The sequence below is a fragment of the Fibrobacter sp. UBA2449 genome, from assembly GCF_002342555.1.
Taxonomy (GTDB): Bacteria; Fibrobacterota; Fibrobacteria; order Fibrobacterales; family Fibrobacteraceae; genus Fibrobacter.
The window spans coordinates 71,804-87,310 of record NZ_DDQF01000008.1; the positions used below are offsets into that span (position 1 = coordinate 71,804).

Consider the following 15,507-nt stretch of genomic DNA (forward strand, 5'->3'; position numbering starts at 1 on the left):
CTATTAGATTTCTGCGTCTACAGATGTGGGCTTTATCGGGATCGGCGCGAACGGCGGTTCCAGTTCTATGCTGATGGGGCAATGGTCCGAGCCCTGCACTTCAGAATGGATGTCTGCATTTACAATGTTCGGGGCGAGGCCTTCGTCCACGAAGGCGTAATCGATACGCCATCCCACGTTGCGAGCTCGGGCTCCAAAGCGGTTCGACCACCAGGAGTAGCGGTCGCGTTCGTCGGGGTGAAGCTTGCGGAACGAATCGACAAATCCGTTTTCCACGTACTTGTCCATCCAGGCGCGTTCGATTGGCAAGAAGCCGCTCACGTTTTCATTTTCTTTCGGGCGCGCGATATCGATTTCCTTATGGCAGGTGTTGTAGTCGCCAACCGTGACCACGTGCTTGCCATCGGCAATCCAGCGCCTGCTGTTTTCGAGAAAAGCGTCATAAAAGCGGAGCTTGTAGTCCAGACGATCCTCGCCGGACCCTCCGTTCGGGAAATAGATGCTGTTGAGCACCCAGTCCGGAAAGACAAGCTGGAGCACGCGGCCTTCTTCGTCAAACTCCTCAATATCGAAACCGTAATTCACGGAATCGGGTTCAATCTGCGTGAATATGGCCACTCCACTGTACCCCTTCTTGCGACGGCAGGGATTCCAGTAAGAGAAGTAGCCCTCGCGATTGCGAATAGAATCGGGAACCTGGTCTTCGTCTGCACGGACTTCCTGCAGGCAGAGGATATCAGGGCTGATCGCATTGAACCAATTTTCAAACCCCTTCTTTATCGCCGAGCGGATTCCGTTCACATTCCAACTATATATATTCATCTTGTACCGTCTATACCCAAATCAATCCTAGATAAAGATAATTTTTTATTTGGTCGAAAAAATGACACTCCGGAAAAAAACAGATTAGCCCCCAAAAAACGAGTCTTTCTTTGTAAATTTTCATTTTCACAAAAAGCGTTTTCCCCCAGACAAACGAAAAAAACGCTTTTTTTTCATGAAAAAAAATAAAACAGACGTTTTTTTGATTAGAAAAATTATATTTGAAGCATGAAATCGAAATTTTTCGCCATCAAGCTTACTGCGATTCTCGCTTCCCTGACATTCTTTTCCGGCTGTGCCGGTTCGTCCAACGGCGACGACCTCGAGGTTCCGACCAACCTCCCGCCCATCTGCCGTGACATCGACTTTGTAGCGAACCCGGACATGCGCGAAATGTGCGGTGTCCGCAAGGCCCACAACAAGGCTTACAAGAACATCCCGCAACAGCGCTACCTCATCAAGCCGAGCGAGACATCCATTGTAAAAACTGGCAACAAGCTTGAACTCCGCTTCCAGAACTCGCTTCCGCTCTACCTGGACGGCCCTATCGTAAACGAGATCCTCTTCAACCAGGAAAAGCGCCTCGAAAGAATCAAGAACAACTACGACTACCACGAAATCTACAACAGGGAATCGAAGGAGAGGACCCGAATCTTCAAGATGGGAATCCCGACCGACCTCGGCGGTACGCATGAATTCTGCTTCCGCATCCCCGAACTGAAGGGCAATGCGAGAACCCGTAACAGGGCTATGGGTAATAACATCGAACGCATGAGCTGCGAGGATTTCGAGAATATTATCGCAGCGGACAAAGCCTCCAGGGGACTTTAGCCCGAACGGGAAAACGGTTTTTCACCAGCTTCCGCACCGATAGTGCGGAGGCTTTTTTTCTAGATTTGCACTCGGTAAAATCGTGACAAGTACAAACAAGAACATACACAACGCGCTAAGGCAGAACCACCTACAGGCGGCCTGTTCCTCTATCCAGGGTTTCTCGATTTCGGGTCTTGCGACCTACCTTCAGTTCCCGGAACTGGATTTCTGCGTCGACATGGGCGAATGCCCCCTTACCGCCATTCCGCTAGACCACGTGTTCCTCACGCATGCACACGGAGACCATGCCCGCTGCCTCATGCGCCACAACAGCCTACGCAAGATGATGGGCGTAGAACGCGACAGCGTCTACTACCTGCCCGAAGAAATCAGCGAAGGAGCGAAAGCGTGGATCAAGGCGGAGGCCATGTTCGAAGGCGTCGGCGAACAGAAATTCCGCTATCCCGAGATTGTCCCGGTCAAGGCTCACGAACGCATTGCGCTGCGCTACCGCAAGGATCTCGTGCTGGAAGCTTTCGAAGTGAGGCATTCCATTCCCGCGATGGGAGCGACTCTTTACCTGCACAAGAAAAAATTGAAGGACGAGTTCCTGGGAAAATCCGCAGCGGAAATTATCGAACTGCGCAAGAACGGTATTGAAATCACTCGCGAAGTGTTCGACCCCCTCTTGAGTTTCACGGGCGACTGCATGGGCGACACGCTCCGAGACAACCCGCAGGTATTCAAGTCCAAGGTCCTCGTCACCGAATGCACCTTCCTCGACAAGGACGAAGAATCCATGGCCCACAAAAAAGGCCACACGCACCTGAACAACATCGTAAAAGCCCTGAACGAACAGGGAGACGAAGTCAAGTGCAAACAGATCGTGCTCACTCATTTTTCAATGAAGTATTCCGAAAAGCATATCCTGGAAACCCTGGAAAAAGAAATTCCGGAAAGGTTCCGGGATAGAGTCGTCGCATTCATTTAAGGTTCAAGACAAAGGCTACAGAAAACGATGGATGATAATCAGGAAAAGATGGAAACCAGCGGGAACGAAGGACAGAAACGCGAAAGGGAAGTCGTCATTCCCGAATTCTACCGCGATTTAAACGAGGACCCCGAACTCAAGGGGCTCTGGCACTACGTTTTCCGCACGAACGGCGACCGCAAGCCCATCAAGACCGCAGACGGCCTCCCCCACAAGCTCGACTTCAACTGGAAGGACATGTTCCCTAACGAAAACGGGCACATCGAAGTCGAAATCGGAAGCGGCAAGGGCAACTTCATGACAGACTATGCCCAAAAGCATCCAGACTACTTCATTATGGGAAGCGAATGGGACTACACCTGGGCCGCATTTGCCATCGAGCGCATGGAAAAGCGCGGAGTCATCGCACAGGGCAATGCAGCCATGCTGCGAGGAGACGTATTTTATTTCTTGCGCGATGCCGTCAAGGACTGCACCGTCGATGCGTTCCACATGTATTTCCCCGACCCGTGGCCCAAGGAACGCCACCACAAGAACCGCCTGCTGCGTCCCGACTTTTTGACCGAGGTCGCGCGCTGCCTCAAACCCGGCAAGCGTCTGTTCTACTGGGGAACCGACCACAAGGAATACAACGAGATTGCACTCGAGACCTTCGACGCCTTCCCCACCTGCAAGGTCATTGAGCGCAACACCGCAGAACCCACCGAAGGAATCACGACCGGCTTCGAGCGCAAATACCGGAAAGAAGGCAGGCCCATCTACCGGAGCATCATCGAATTCGAAAAATAGCCTTCACGCCCTGCGACGGGATGTCATTTTTCGACACCGCATTTTTTCTAGTTTAGTAAACGTATGTTAAAGCAACTATCCATCAGCGGTTTCACGCTTATCAGCCACGCCGAAGTCCCGTTCCGCAACGGCTTTACCGCCATTACCGGCGAAACCGGCGCAGGCAAGTCCGTTTTGCTCAAGGCTCTCCGCATGGTCTGCGGCGACAAGGCCCAGGCTTCGATGGTCCGCGCCGGCGAAAGCAAGGCCGTCATCGAAGGCATTTTTGACATCAGCCAGGAACCGAAGGTCAAAAAAATCATCGAGAACCTCGGAATCGACAGCGACGACGAACTCATCATCCGCCGCGAAATTCTCGAGAACGGCAAGGGCCGCACGCGCGTCAACGGAAACGTCGTCAACCAGGCCGACCTGCAGGAAATCGGCGAACACCTCATCCAGATGCACGGGCAGAGCGAACAGCTGTTGCTCCGCGACACGCGCACCCATACGCAGATGCTCGACGACTATGCGGGGAACGGCAAACTGCTTGAAGCATATAGCGAAACATGGGCCAAATGGAACGATATCCTTGCACGCATCCGCGAAACAGAAGAACATGCCAAGGACCTCGCCGCCCAGAAGGACTTTCTCAAATTCCAGTTCGACGAACTTTCGAAAGCGGCACTGCGCGAAGGCGAAGAGGAAGAACTCGAAGAAAAGGTGAGCGTAGCAAGCAAGGGAGAAACGGAAAGGCGCATTCTCGATGAGATTCAGGGCATTCTCAGCGGTGACAACGGGCTCCTCGACCAGGTGCAGATTCTCCAGGCCCGGATGCGATTCCTCGCCTCGAAAATTCCGCATTACGAGGAACACCTGAACTCGCTCGCCGAAGTGGCCGACCCGTTCGAAAGCGTTTGCAAGGACCTGCTCAGGCTCTCTCCCGCAAAATCGCTCTCCCCCGCCGAAATCGACCGCGCAAACTCCAGGATTGCAAACATCCAGAAGCTGAAGCGCAAATACCGCACGGACGTAGCGGGCCTCATCGAACTAACGGCCAAGCGCAAAAGCGAACTGGAGAGCCTCGAAAACCTGGATTCCGACCTCGCCGAGCTCGCGAAAGAAGAAAAGAAAATCCTCGCCGAACTGGAGAATCTCGCCAAGGAGCTTAGCGCCAAGCGAGCCGAAGCCGCATGCCGTTTCGATTCCGCCGTGCAGACCACCATCCAGAACCTCGGGATGCCCAAAGCCGTATTCAAGACCCACATCGAGTCCCAACCGCTTAGCCCGAACGGGACCGAAAAAATCGAGTTCATGCTGGCACCGAACCCGGGCGAAGGCGAGAAGAGTCTGCAGAAGGCCGTGTCGGGAGGCGAACTTAGCCGCGTTTTACTTGCAATCAAGAGCGTCATGGCCGACCTCGACAAGGTTCCTTTGCTAATTTTTGACGAAGTGGATTCCGGAATAAGCGGAGAAGTCGGCAACACCATCGGCGATGCCCTCCGAAGCCTCGGGAAGCACCACCAGGTCCTTACCATCACACACCTGCATCAGGTGGCAAGCCGGGCCAAGAACCAGCTAGCAGTGAGCAAGGACGAAATCGAAGGTCGAACCTTCACGTCGGTCAGGGAACTAGACCGCGAGGGACGAATCGAAGAGCTGGTGCGCATGCTTGGCGGCGACTCCGAAACAGTTCGGGAACACGCAAGACAACTTTTGGAGAATAACCAATGAACGAAAAGCCATCCGATGTTCGACTCCGTTCGCGCGTCTGGAGCGTTCTCAGGGCGCTGGTCTTCGTATGCGTCATCTTTTTCATCTGGAACGGCATGGCGAAAACAGCCTGTGCCTTTGTCGCGATTGCCCTCATCATGGGCTGGGTGAATCTCTACCAGCTGCGTTGCCAGGAAATCGAGAAACCTTACTACAGGCTATGGCTGAATGTCATCGACGGATTCCTGTCGTTTGCCGTGATGACAAGCATCTTCGTGCGAGATTTGATGCAGAACGAGCATGCCGAAAAGCTCCTGGGCGTCGGCTGCGCCGTCCTGCTTGCAAGGCTCATCGCCCACACGCTCTTCTCGCTCGGAGTTCTGCGCGAAGGCAAGTCCCTCCCCCGCAAGAGGCGTTGGAGCAAGATGGCAAGCATCGCCACCACCATAACGATGGCCGTTTATCTGTTGAATCTCGAAGATTACCAACAAATTTGCATGGTGGCGACCATCCTGCTGATTGCGGCCTCCACCGTCGCCTACGCCTATTGGTACTACCGCGACCCTGCACACCGCAAGCCCCTTTCGATTGCAAGCCAGCTCACGATGAGCCGCATCGTGCTGACCCCGTTCTTCCTCTGGGTTTTCTTCTACGACAACGACCTCGACTACAGCAACAACAGCCTTGTTTTCAAGGTGCTTGCGCTTGCGATGGTTCTAGGGTTCATGCTCACCGATTTTCTGGACGGGAAACTCGCCCGCGCCATGGGCGAAGTGAGCACGCTCGGCAAGTACCTCGACCCGTTCAGCGACAAGATTTCCAACATGACGATATTCATGTGCTTCATCGCCACGGGATACGCCCCCGTTTGGATGGTGGCGCTCATCTACTTCCGTGAATCCAGCGTGGAGACGCTCCGCACGCTAGCCGCAAGCGAAGGCCTCATCATGCCAGCACGCAGGAGCGGCAAATGGAAGACCGCGCTCCAGGGAATCGGCATCGTGGCGATCCTCCTCGGCGCCATCGACCCGGTGAGAGCGTTCGTCCCCGGCCTGGGTGACATCTGGGATATCTTCCCGAAAATAGTCATGGGAATCATCACCGCCATCACCATCATCAGCGGAATCGACTACTTCGTCTCGAGCAAGCACATCCTCAAGAAGTTCGTGTAGCGCACACTTCGTCATGCTCGCGTAGGCGAGCATCTTTCAAGAAAAATGCGTTTTTTCGCTTATTTTCGCTAAAAAAGCACTCATGCCCTTGACAAATCAGGCTCAAATTTCTATATATGGAGCCAACCTCGACGCGGGGTGGAGCAGTTGGTAGCTCGTCGGGCTCATAACCCGAAGGTCGCAGCGTTCAAGTCCTGCCCCCGCTACTAAAAAATCCGGTTCAAAGCCGGATTTTTCTTTTTTTATATTTGTAGCCGATGTTTGCCGAACTCCTCAAGATGACCCGCCCCAAAAACATCGTGATTGCGATAATCACGCTCGTGGTCGGGTATATGCTGCTCGGGTTTCCCAATTCGCTTTTCTTACCCGACGACTGCAATTCCGACTTTGATTGGATTGGCTGGTCTACCGTTATAGTGGAAGCGTTCGGGTTCGCATTCGCCATCGGGTTTGCGAACATCCAGAACGACATCCTGGACCTGGAAAGCGACAAGTTGAACCGCCCCGAAAGGCCGCTCGTAACCGGGAAAGTTTCGGTAAAGGCCGCACGCATAACCTGGGTTGCCTTGTTCGTACTGATGCTCCTCTGCGGACTTGGCGATTCAAACTCTTCCTCTCCGTTTGAATACCTTCCGCTCAGCTTCTTCTTTTTACTCGGGGTACTCTTGATTGCCTACAACAAGTGGCTCAAGCACATCCCGCTTTTGAAAAACATGACGGTCGCGTTCCTGTGCACGACACCCCTGTTCTACGCCCTGATGGATTATCTCATTCTATCCAATCTCATCCTACCAGGAAACGACTACGCACAAGAACACATCTGGGCCATAATCCCGGCAATCCCGTTCGCATTTTTGCTCACGACCGCACGCGAAATCTACAAAGATTTGGAAGACGAGACAGGCGACCTGAAGGCGGGCATCATGACGTTCCCGCTTATCGCAGGTTCGGCAACCGCACGCAGGCTTGCTGGCGCCATTATCGCCTTCACCTGGATTTCGCTCCCGCTCCCGGTCTTCTACATGGACAAGGTGTTCGGGCACAGCTACCCGCCACTTTTCCTGATTATCACAGGCATTGCGCTCACGCCGACATTCGCGGTAATCCTATTCAGTGCCCACCGCAAGAACTACCGTCGGGCACAGTCGCTCACGAAGGTGGCGATGTTTGCGGGTCTAATCGCGCTTATCGTAAGTTGTTAGGATTACATTTTCTGTAATACCATTTCTGCATTTAGAAAAAAAGTGTAAAGAAATCGGCCGAATCTGGCGAATTTGCAAAAAAATTCGTCATTTTTCACCCTGCGCCGCGCATACGGCGATTCCTATATTTCCCCGCGACCGCTTCCCCGCTTGCACCCGCATGGGTGGGCTACGACCCCGAGGTAAGGGAAGCAAAACATTCCGAAGAGGCGTTATGCTCGAAGAATTGCACGAAGAATGCGGAGTCATCGGCATCTACAATGGTGACAACGTTGTCAGGAATATCACCATGGGGCTATACGCCCTACAACACCGCGGCCAGGAAAGCGCAGGCTTTGCCGTCACCGACGGAGACAAAGTGCGCGTCCGCAAGTCCATGGGCCTTGTATCGACTCTCCTGCGGGAACACAATGTCGACGAGTTGCAGGGATTCGCAGGCATCGGCCACGTGCGCTACAGCACTACCGGGGCATCGACGCTAGCCAACGCGCAGCCGATTCTCGTGAGCTGCAAATGGGGGCAAATCGCGGTCGCGCACAACGGCAACATCACGAACGCGAACGAGCTGCGCGCCGAGATGGAAGCCGAAGGGCATATTTTCCAGACGACCTCCGACTCCGAAATCCTCCTGCATGAAATCGCCCGGACCGAAGCCGACACGCTCGGCGACGCCATCAAGAAAGCCATCGCGAAGTTCACCGGAAGTTTCTGCCTCGTATTTATCAGCAAGGACACGATGTTCGTCGCCCGCGACGGATTCGGGTTCCGTCCACTCTCCATCGCCCGCATGGGCAAGTCCTGGTGCGTCGCGTCCGAGACCTGCGCATTCGACTTGCTCGGCGCCCACTACATCCGCGACATACAGGCGGGAGAGTTCCTCACCATCACGCAGAACGGGCTTCATTCCGAACGCTTCACGCACAAGGACCGCCTCGCCCACTGCATTTTCGAGTACATCTACTTCAGCCGCCCGGATTCCAAGATTTTCGAACAGAGTTGCGACAAGATCCGGCGCAAGATGGGCAAGCAGCTCGCAAAGGAATGTCCCGTCGATGCGGACATCGTCATCTCGGTGCCCGACAGCGCAACGACCGCCGCCCTCGGCTATTCGCAGGCAAGCGGCATCCGATTCGAAATCGGCCTCTTGCGAAACCACTATGTGGGCCGCACCTTCATCGACCCCACGCAGAACGTTCGCGAGCAAAAGGTAAAGCTCAAGTTCAACCCCATCGAGGGCGTGCTCAAGAACAAGCGCGTCTGCGTGGTGGAAGATTCCATCGTCCGCGGGACGACTCTCAAGATTCTCTCCCGCATGCTGCGTGACGCGGGCGCTCTCGAAGTCCACATCCGCATCGCATCGCCTCCGGTCGCGCACCCCTGCTTCTTCGGCATGGATTTCCCGAGCCAGGGAGAACTTGCCGCAAGTTCCATGACACCCGAAGAAATCGCGAAGATGCTCGGAGTCGAAAGCCTAGGCTACCTGAGTGTCGAAGGCATGAAGGAATGCACCGGCGAAGGCGAGAACTACTGCGCGGCATGCTTCGACAACGACTACCCCGACTACATCGGGACAGACGCAACCAAGACACGTTGCGGATAAGTTAAAAACTAAACCTGGCTAAACGTCCACTTCACGTGGTCCATCATGAAGTCGTGCCCGTCAAAGACAAGGCCGAACTGGTCCTTTATCTTCTGCACGTCGAAGAGCATCGGCTCGTCGCCCCAGCCGAGGTCCTGCTCGACAATCTTCGACTTAGTCTCGGGACGAAGCGAAAGCATCATCTCGGCAATCTCGCGCCAGCTGATCCAGACAGAACCGAGCCCGAGGAAGATTTCCTCGTTCTTGTCGGATTCGAGGACCTTCATGTAGAGCTGCGCCTGCTGGCTTGCATGGATGAACTGCGTGCCGTCGTTTTTAACGATGTGGATGTCGCGGTCTTCCTTCACCGCCTGCGCCATCTCGAAGAAGCGCCTGTCGGGCTGCGAACAGCCGTCGGGGAAGGCTGGATTGCCGAAGGTGTAGCCCGGACGGATGATGTTCCTCTGCATCGTCACTTCGGGGAAGTTCGTGCCGTAGCCGTGGCGGAATCCGAGCACGTAGGCCTCGCCCGCCGCCTTGGTGGCCCCGTAGAGGTCCATCGGGAGGTTGCTGGTCACTTCGCGCATGGACGGGCGCATGCGGCCCATCGCGGCGGTGCTGCTCGTCTGGATGAACTTCTTGCAGCCGGCCTTGGCGGCCATTTCCAAAAGCATGACGGTCGCGCGCGTATCGTTCATGAGCATAGTGCTCGGAGTCTCGCCCCAGCCAAGCGCGATATGGATGCAGGCGTCGCAGCCCCTGAGCCCCTCGCCCATCTTCTCGAAGTCCGTGAGGGAAGCCTCGACGAAGCTCACGCCGGAATGGCTACGCAGCGAAGGGACCTTGTTGGGATGCCTCGTCGCGATGACGACCTCGTGGCCCTTGTCGAGAAGAGCCTTGACTACATAGTGTCCGATAAAACCTGTACCGCCCGTGACAAAAACGCGCATACTGACCTCTTTTTTGTATCTTGAAAAATAATGTCTTTTAGGGGAAAAGGCAACTGTATTTTTACAAAAAGCACGTGTATTTCAAAAAAATTTCGAAGAATCCCTTGCCATCCTTGATGTCATTAAGGTATATTTGCGTACATGAAATTCGTAGCAAGCATCAACTTCTGGTGGTGGCAGGCCCTATAATTAGGAGTCTGGTATTTTTGCTACGGTATTCAAAAGATGCAGGCTCCTTCAATGGGAGCCAATTTTTTTGCAAGAAACTTTTGGATGCCCCACAAGAACCTGAAACTGACGCAAACTACAACAAAGAAAGGAATAAAAAATGAGAAACTCTCTCAAGCTCGACGGTCCGGTCAAGACTTATCTTGAAGAAAACGAACTCCCGAGGGCATGGTACAATGTCCGTGCCGACATGAAGAAGAAGCCCGCTCCGCTCCTGAACCCCGGTACCGGCAAGCCGGTGACTTTCGAAGACCTTCAGCCCGTGTTCTGCGACGAGCTCATCAAGCAGGAACTCGACAACGACACCCGCTTCTTCGAAATTCCCGAAGATATCCTGACTTTCTACAAGATGTACCGCCCCTCCCCGCTCGTCCGCGCCTACTTCCTGGAACAGGCGCTCGGCACTCCGGCACACATCTACTACAAGTTCGAAGGCAACAACACCAGCGGTAGCCACAAGCTGAACTCCGCCATTGCGCAGGCCTACTACGCCAAGAAGCAGGGCCTCAAGGGTGTCACCACCGAAACGGGTGCTGGCCAGTGGGGCACTGCCCTTTCCATGTCCACCGCCTTCTTCGGACTGGACTGCCAGGTCTACATGGTGAAAGTCTCCTATGAGCAGAAGCCGTTCCGCCGCGAAGTGATGCGCACCTACGGAGCCTCCGTGACGCCGTCCCCGTCCATGACGACCGACATCGGTCGCAAGATCAACGCCGAATTCCCGGGCACCACGGGTAGCCTTGGCTGCGCTATTTCCGAAGCCGTGGAAGCCGCCGTGAAGCAGCCGGGTTACCGCTACGTTCTCGGTTCCGTGCTGAACCAGGTGCTCCTCCACCAGTCCGTCATCGGTCTCGAAACGAAGGCCGCTCTCGACAAGCTCGGCGTGAAGGCCGACCTCATCATCGGTTGCGCCGGCGGTGGTTCCAACCTCGGTGGCCTTATCAGCCCGTTCGTCGGCGAAAAGCTCCGTGGCGAAGCCGACTACGACATTCTCGCCATCGAACCGGCAAGCTGCCCGAGCTTTACCCGCGGCAAGTACGCCTACGACTTCTGCGATACCGGCAAGGTCTGCCCGCTCGCCAAGATGTACACGCTGGGCTCTAGCTTCATTCCGTCCGCGAACCATGCTGGCGGCCTGCGCTACCACGGCATGAGCACCATCCTCTCTGAACTCTACGACCAGAAGCTTATCCGCGCTGCCTCCGTGGAACAGACCAAGGTGTTCGAGGCCGCCAAGCTCTTCGCCCAGACCGAAGGCATCCTCCCGGCTCCGGAATCCAGCCACGCCATCCGCGCAACGATCGACGAAGCCCTCAAGTGCAAGGAAAGCGGCCAGGCCAAGAACATCGTATTCGGTCTCACCGGTACGGGTTACTTCGACATGGTTGCCTACCAGAAGTTCAACGACGGCGAAATGAGCGACTACATCCCGACGGATGAAGATATCGCCAAGAGCCTCGCCCAGCTTCCGCAGGTCAACGGCTAGCTAAAACGTCATTGCGAGGAACGCAGTGACGAAGCAATCCATCCTTAAATAGATTAGCCCCGGATTCAAATCCGGGGCTTTTTGCTATTTCCATTTCTTTTCTACAAAGTCATACCGAATGTGCCCTGCCCCCTCGGCAGACGAATCAGGCACAATCTCCAGCGTCGGGAAAAATCCCCTATCGTTTCGCAAGAAGCCCACATTAAAGAGCATCCTGTAATTCAACGTTCCAGATGAAACCGGCGCCGTAAACTTAAAATCCAGCTGATCAAGATAACAGAAATCCCCAATAACATAACCTTTAAAAATATGGAATACATTCTTGACATAGGCGTCAAAATGCACATCTAGCATTTCAACATTCTGCAAGCCGAAGTCAACCTTCTTCGCGTACTTGAGCATATCCGAAGATATCTTGTACACCAGCGTATTTTCCTGTTCATGCATCTGAAGCGGTTCCGCCTTTTTTGAGGACTCGCCCCCCTTCAAATCCACGAGCTCGATACTATCGTAATTATCGTAGGCATCGAGCGACTTGTTCACCAGTGCAATATCGACCAGCGGAAGCCTTTCATCGATATAGAAATTTATCCATTTTTTCAATCTCTCAATATAGAGCTTTCCTCCAGGAACGGTATTCATGACATCAAGGGATTCATCAGTAAATACGGAAAGGAACATACTGTACTTGTCAATGATGTCGATGAGTTTTTCAATGTCAATAACCTCATTACCCCTGGAAAAATACGGTTTTCCCAATAAAGGGATTTCCGCGTCTTTCAAGGAATCCAGTTCTTCGTTTATCGACATATAATAATCAGGTATATAATCGCACAGGTCAACATTATACTGAAGGTTTTCCTTGGTTATCGAGACTTTCAAATGATCATTTTTCACGCAGACGTGCCACTCTTTTGTCTTTCCCGCCGTTATACCGGGAAAATCAAAAACAAGCGAATCAAAACTCGAAATTAGGGAAACTTCGTTTTCGTTCTTTTTGACCTTGACATCAAGAACAAACGAGGCATTGACATTCGACACGATTTCCTTGTCGAACGAGATTTTAGAATCCCTTATTTCCGGCTTAAGTTCAATCACAAAGGAATCAACATCCATGATGAGCGTGCTATCCTTATCCCCAATCTTCAGGAGATCCAGAGATTTAGGCTCGAAGCCCTTGCCTTTCGGCAACCTGATGTATATGGCTGAAAAAATATCTTCGACCCTCCCCTTGTTTAAGGAATCGACGGACGGATGCACATCCTTCACAGCCTTTTTCAGGCCCTGCAAATCCAGCAGAAGGCTATCGCCAACCACCTTCATATGGTCGTAAAATACAAGATTGACCTTGTTCCAGACTTCTCCTGCTATTTCAAAAATTTTGGGCACAGCCAATTCGCGGCCGCCCACATCCAGCGTACTCCCGACATACGGAATATCAACCCTTTCTTCTAGAGTCGGGAGCGAGCGCTCCCAGGATTCGCTTGTCCGGTTAAAGTGAATTTGCGGAGCGCAACCCACAAGCAGGATTGCGAGCAGCGATGCAACAACAAATCTCATCAGCGCCTCAGGTCCACCAGCCATTCGAGGAACACATCCGAATCGAATCCGAGACGCACTTGCGCATCCGAGGGAAGTTCCGCAAGTTTCTTCCGCAATGCAGCAACGAATTCGAGGCGGTAATCAGGACGCAAGTCAAAGTTGAACCGGAAAACGATTTTAGCATACGCTACTTTCGACTTCGAGATTCCGTCTTTAAAGGCGATTTCATTCTTGTTCTCGTCAAGGAAAACAAGCTTGCAGGCATCATCCGCATCCCTCTTCTTGTTATCGGAAAAAGTAATGTGCCAGGCATAATTATAGTCCCATGCGAATTTACTTACATCCGCAAAGTCCTTGATGTACTTTCCATTCTCCTTTTTCAAGATCTCCGACTTTCGATTATTCAGGCTATCCCCAAAAACGAACTGCTCAAATTTCGTAGCGACATCGGTCCCGGCAATTCCATTCACCGAACGCATCGCATTCAGGACAGCATAGACATGATTGAGAAGGTCGTCGCTCGAATATTTCGAAAAGCGCTTTAACGAATTGGGCAAAATCCACTTTCTGTTTTCGAAGTCATAGCTAAGACGCTCCTTCTTATTTTTGTTTTTCAATGTTTCCATGACCATATTTCCGGCAAGCACCGTCAACGAATCAAAGCTCAATTCGAGCGAGGCTTTCACATTTTCACCAGCATTATTCCAAGGGTAAATGCTCACCTTGTAAGTAAGCCTTGCTTCTTTATCATTAGATCCGTTCCCGAACTTCACATTGAACAGCCCGATATCCAGCGAATGCACATTTGCAGAAAGCGTCAAGTCGATGCGGTCGAGGTAGCTTTCTTGCCAGACAATCCAGCTGTTATTCGACGCATAAACGACCTGCTTGGCGTAAGCGACAATATCGAAATCAAGGCCATAAGCATAAAAGCCGTCAAAATGCCTTTTCCCGAAATACTTGAGCGAATCGAGCGTTATCTTATAGACCAGCACATTCTCTGCATTTTTCAGCTGGATCTTTTTATTGGCATCGACACGCGAAGGATTCATCAGGCTCACAAAATACTTGTCGTCATATCGGACGTTTTCATCCGGGAGGGCCCTGTCGAGCAAGGCAATGTCATCGATAACAACCCTTTTGTTCGCATACTTTTCAAACCCGGCAGAGACGTCCTTAAATGCAATTTTTAAATCATCGTCAATGGCATCGTCCACAAAGGATCCCGTCATCTTGTAGTAATCGTTAACAGTTCTAAAGAGTTTTCCCAAGCGGAAGAGTTCGCCCTCTATCATGAAACCGTCGTTTTCCAAAAACGGGATATCGAATGTATCCAGCCTGTCAAAGTCGACGAGAAGCGGCATGTAGATTGCATCAAGTTTCGCATCCAGCCTGACATTGGTCTGCGCGCCGTCCTTTGTCAGATAGGCAGTCAACCTGTCGCCTGCGATACCGAGCGGCCAATTCTTCGTATCTTCCGGCGTCACCGCAGGGAATTCAAGCGTGAAATAATTGAAGGCCGTATTCATCGAGCGCTTGTCACCGTATTTCTTGAACTTGATGTCAAATACGACCGTCGCAACGGCATCCGACATCTTGCTTACCTTCCCCAAATCAACCTTCACGCTATCGCTCGTCTTGAACTTGAATTCAATCCCGAGCAAATCAAATGCCGAATCCAGCGGGCAAGCTTTTTCACCGGTCGCCAACAGGTCGATATCCTTGATTGGCGCCCCCTCGCCCGCTCTCACCTTGAAGTTTATGGCGGAGAAGAAATCCGGTTGTTTATCCATGCCACGTAAATCCAGCCACAGCGTATCCCCGTTGGAACGCATATCGCGCTGCATGGCCTGCAAAATCTTGAACCTGGTTGCATTGACTTTATTCAGTATATCGAGTGTGCTATACTCCACTCCACCGATTCTCAAATACTTTTGGATATAGGGAAACTTGAAATCCCAATCTACCCAGGGGATGGTCGAATCCGACGTGACGACATCGACTTCAATGGCCTTGGAAGAATCCTTTGCCACTGGAGCCTTCGTGCAGAAAACGACCTTGGGAGCATAGGGCGGTTCGCGTTTAAAATAGCGATCAAGATCTGAAGGCATCTGGACCACGGAAGCCTGGCCAAAGCCAAAAGCAAGCAAAAAGAGGGCGAAAAACGCCCTTGAAAGCGTCAACTGTTTCATAAACTCCTCCTAGAGTCCAAACACTTTTTTTTTACAACGTACAAAATAG

12 protein-coding genes and 1 tRNA gene are annotated in these 15,507 nt (G+C 52.6%); 9 read left to right on the plus strand and 4 right to left on the minus strand.

The features are described from left to right. Nucleotides 1-3: 3 nt before the first annotated feature. The gene (locus B4B27_RS05650; RefSeq protein WP_290724529.1) at nucleotides 4-822 is read right to left on the minus strand and encodes an exodeoxyribonuclease III; all 819 of its coding nucleotides are present in this window, start codon (nucleotides 820-822) and stop codon (nucleotides 4-6) included. A gap of 228 nt (nucleotides 823-1,050) precedes the next feature. Between B4B27_RS05650 and B4B27_RS05655 the strand changes: the two genes are divergently transcribed. The 8 genes from B4B27_RS05655 to purF all read left to right on the plus strand — a co-directional run bounded on the left by B4B27_RS05655 (nucleotide 1,051) and on the right by purF (nucleotide 9,081). Further along, nucleotides 1,051-1,653 (plus strand): hypothetical protein, encoded by a 603-nt coding sequence (locus B4B27_RS05655; RefSeq protein ID WP_290724532.1) that lies wholly within the window; start codon nucleotides 1,051-1,053, stop codon nucleotides 1,651-1,653. A gap of 82 nt (nucleotides 1,654-1,735) precedes the next feature. Beyond that, nucleotides 1,736-2,626, plus strand: a complete 891-nt coding sequence (locus tag B4B27_RS05660) for an MBL fold metallo-hydrolase (RefSeq protein ID WP_290724534.1) — start codon at nucleotides 1,736-1,738, stop codon at nucleotides 2,624-2,626. A 27-nt stretch (nucleotides 2,627-2,653) separates the two neighbouring features. Beyond that, nucleotides 2,654-3,415, plus strand: a complete 762-nt coding sequence (gene trmB, locus B4B27_RS05665) for a tRNA (guanine(46)-N(7))-methyltransferase TrmB (RefSeq protein ID WP_290724536.1) — start codon at nucleotides 2,654-2,656, stop codon at nucleotides 3,413-3,415. 63 nt (nucleotides 3,416-3,478) lie between these two features. Continuing rightward, nucleotides 3,479-5,128 carry a DNA repair protein RecN gene (recN, locus tag B4B27_RS05670; protein WP_290724538.1) on the plus strand — a complete coding sequence of 550 codons (1,650 nt, stop codon included), beginning with the start codon at nucleotides 3,479-3,481 and terminating at the stop codon, nucleotides 5,126-5,128. Further along, nucleotides 5,125-6,279 carry a CDP-alcohol phosphatidyltransferase family protein gene (locus tag B4B27_RS05675; RefSeq protein ID WP_290724540.1) on the plus strand — a complete coding sequence of 385 codons (1,155 nt, stop codon included), beginning with the start codon at nucleotides 5,125-5,127 and terminating at the stop codon, nucleotides 6,277-6,279. Before recN ends, B4B27_RS05675 begins: the two co-directional genes overlap by 4 nt. Before the next feature lie 132 nt (nucleotides 6,280-6,411). Beyond that, nucleotides 6,412-6,485 (plus strand) — tRNA-Met (locus tag B4B27_RS05680). Nucleotides 6,486-6,536: 51 nt separating this feature from the next. Next, nucleotides 6,537-7,481, plus strand: coding sequence for a geranylgeranylglycerol-phosphate geranylgeranyltransferase (locus B4B27_RS05685; RefSeq protein ID WP_290724543.1), 945 nt, complete (start codon nucleotides 6,537-6,539; stop codon nucleotides 7,479-7,481). A gap of 214 nt (nucleotides 7,482-7,695) precedes the next feature. Beyond that, nucleotides 7,696-9,081: an amidophosphoribosyltransferase gene (gene purF / locus B4B27_RS05690; protein ID WP_173366889.1), complete on the plus strand. Its 1,386-nt coding sequence runs from the start codon at nucleotides 7,696-7,698 to the stop codon at nucleotides 9,079-9,081. A gap of 8 nt (nucleotides 9,082-9,089) precedes the next feature. On the opposite strand, the gene B4B27_RS05695 is transcribed toward purF, so the two are convergent. Then, nucleotides 9,090-10,010, minus strand: a complete 921-nt coding sequence (locus tag B4B27_RS05695) for an NAD-dependent epimerase/dehydratase family protein (protein WP_290724546.1) — start codon at nucleotides 10,008-10,010, stop codon at nucleotides 9,090-9,092. A 328-nt stretch (nucleotides 10,011-10,338) separates the two neighbouring features. Here B4B27_RS05695 and B4B27_RS05700 point away from each other — a divergent pair, with 328 nt between their 5' ends. After that, nucleotides 10,339-11,724: a TrpB-like pyridoxal phosphate-dependent enzyme gene (locus tag B4B27_RS05700; protein ID WP_290724548.1), complete on the plus strand. Its 1,386-nt coding sequence runs from the start codon at nucleotides 10,339-10,341 to the stop codon at nucleotides 11,722-11,724. Between the two features lie 84 nt (nucleotides 11,725-11,808). Here B4B27_RS05700 and B4B27_RS05705 read toward each other — a convergent pair whose 3' ends face one another. Beyond that, entirely contained in the window at nucleotides 11,809-13,284 is a 1,476-nt protein-coding gene (locus B4B27_RS05705; RefSeq protein ID WP_290724549.1) for a hypothetical protein, read from the minus strand. After that, on the minus strand, nucleotides 13,284-15,458 hold the full coding sequence (locus B4B27_RS05710) for a hypothetical protein (protein WP_290724551.1): 2,175 nt from the start codon (nucleotides 15,456-15,458) through the stop codon (nucleotides 13,284-13,286). The genes B4B27_RS05705 and B4B27_RS05710 overlap by 1 nt, the downstream gene beginning before the upstream one ends. Nucleotides 15,459-15,507 lie beyond the last annotated feature (49 nt).